2 protein-coding genes and 1 pseudogene are annotated in these 2,350 nt (G+C 59.6%); all 3 read left to right on the top strand.

From position 1 onward, the window contains the following. Window positions 1–452 (top strand): annotated as a pseudogene (locus AC1DT3_RS18315) (ABC transporter substrate-binding protein); the annotation flags it as partial. 38 nt (window positions 453–490) lie between these two features. Beyond that, entirely contained in the window at window positions 491–1,411 is a 921-nt protein-coding gene (locus AC1DT3_RS18310) for an ABC transporter permease (protein ID WP_477466655.1), read from the top strand. Between the two features lie 5 nt (window positions 1,412–1,416). Continuing rightward, window positions 1,417–2,262, top strand: coding sequence for an ABC transporter permease (locus AC1DT3_RS18305; RefSeq protein WP_477466654.1), 846 nt, complete (start codon window positions 1,417–1,419; stop codon window positions 2,260–2,262). Window positions 2,263–2,350 lie beyond the last annotated feature (88 nt).

Here is a 2,350-nt window from a genome sequence, read left to right as displayed (position 1 = left end):
GTCCGGATGCCACCTTCCGCGAGGTCGCGCAGGCAACGGCGGGCTTCCTTCAGGCGCTTGGTCTCAAGGTGTCGCTGCAGCCCTATGAGCCGCCCGTCCTTTTGAACGACATCATCCCGAACGGAAAAACCGGTGAGGCCTGGCAGAACGCCTGGGGCGGCTGGACCTTCGACTACGACAACACCGCGTACCTGATGTACCATTCGGGCGAGAAGTGGAATCCATACGACAACGATCCGAAGCTCAATGCGCTCCTCGAAAAGCAGCGCACGATCTACGACGTGAAGGAGCGCGAAAAGGTTCTCCACGAAGTCGGACGCTATGTCGCCGATCAGGCGTTGGAGATCCCGCTCTACAACGAGAATACGACCATGGGTGTCAACAAGCGGCTGAAGAACTTCGTGCCGCCCGCGGATCRCCGCTTCCGTTTCACTGACGTTTCGGTCGACTGACGCGAACGTAGAGGTTTGAGAACGGGGATCACGAACACATGGCTGGCTTCATCCTCAAGCGGCTGTTGCAAGCCATATTCGTGATCCTCGCCGTCACGCTGATTGTCTCCTTCGCGATCAGGCTGTCAGGCGATCCGGCGATCATGCTCACCGGTGCCGGCAGCGTGACAGAGCAGGACCTGCAGAATATTCGCAAAGCGCTCGGCCTGGAGCGCCCCTTCTTCGTTCAATACCTCGCATTTCTCAAAGGCATCCTGGTCGGCGATTTTGGTCGCAGCTTCATGGGCGGCACGCCCGTTTCAGCCCTGATCGCCCAGGCTCTGCCGGCGACATTGTTGCTGGCGTTTACGTCCCTCTTGCTCTCGATCGTGATATCGGTGCCGCTCGGTGTTTACGCCGCGGTGAATCGTGGGCGCTGGCCGGATCAGCTGATCRGAATTCTCTCGCTCGTCGGCTTGTCGTTTCCGAATTTCTGGCTCGCCATCATGATGGTTCTGCTGTTCTCGATTTTCCTCGGGTGGTTGCCGCCGAGCGGGATGGAAGGACCTGAAAGCTTCATCATGCCCGCGCTCACGATGGCCATCATCTTGACCGCGACGAACGTGCGACTGGTGCGGACCTCCATGCTGGAGACGTTGTCCCAGCAATACATCATGGTGGCGCGATCGAAGGGACTTCGCGACCGCGTCGTCTTGTACAAGCATGCTTTGCGCAACTCGGCGATCCCGCTCGTGACGTATATCGGCCTGCAATTCGGTAGCCTGATCGGTGGCATCGTGATCGTGGAGCGCGTCTTCAACTGGCCGGGAATGGGGACGCTCGCTTTCGACGCGGTCTCTGGTCGGGATTATCCCGTGCTGCAGGGCTCGATCACGGTGCTCGCGCTGTTTATCGTTCTGATCAATCTGGCCGTCGACATCGCCTACGGGCTCATCGACCCGCGCATCCGGACGGAGTGACCGACATGGCTTCGTCATCCAGCCGCCAGCGTTTCCGTTCGCTCGAGTTCACGCTCGGCATCGTTCTTACCGGCGGCATGTGCCTCGCGGTGCTGCTCTCTTCGATCCTGTTCCCCGACGGCGGCGAAAGGATGGACCTTGTGGCGCGCCTGACGCCGCCCTTCCAAAGTCCGGCTCACATCCTGGGCACCGATCCGCYGGGTCGGGATGTGTTGGCGCGCGTGGTCGTCGGCGGCAAGATCTCGCTCACAGTCGGCATTCTTTCCGTCATAGGAGCGGTCGTGCTCGGCACCCTGGTCGGATTGATCGCCGGTTATTACCGGGGCGTCGCCGAAATACTGCTCATGCGTTTCGCCGACATTCAGCTGGCGCTTCCGTTCATCCTCGTCGCGATCATGTTCCTGGCGATCCTGGGGGCCGGGATCGACAAGGTCATCTTCTTCATGATCGTCACGCAATGGGTGCAATATGCACGCCTTGTCCGTGGCTCCGTGCTCGCGTTGCGCGATCGCGAATTCATTCAATCCGCCCGCGCCATCGGCGTCGGGAATGGACGGATCATCTTCACGCACATTCTCCCGAACGTCCTCGGACCCATCGTGATCTTGATGACATTGAACGTCGCCAACAACATTCTTCTCGAGAGCAGCCTGACTTTCCTCGGTCTCGGCGTCGATCCGTTGATTCCGAGCTGGGGCGGCATGCTTGCGGACGGGCGCACCTATCTTCAGACAGCATGGTGGGTCAGTGTCTTTCCCGGACTTGCCATCATGTTCACGGTGCTGGGATTGAATCTTCTCGGCGACTGGCTGAGAGACTATCTCGATCCGACAGGACAGACATCACGATGACCGTATTGCTCGATGCGCGCGTTCCCAGAACGCTCGATGCACTTGTGCGCCAATGGGGGACCAAAGCCCATAAGGGACTCCATATAGA

The organism is Microvirga sp. P4_G7 (assembly GCF_056401005.1).
This window is presented reverse-complemented; position numbering and strand designations above follow the sequence as displayed.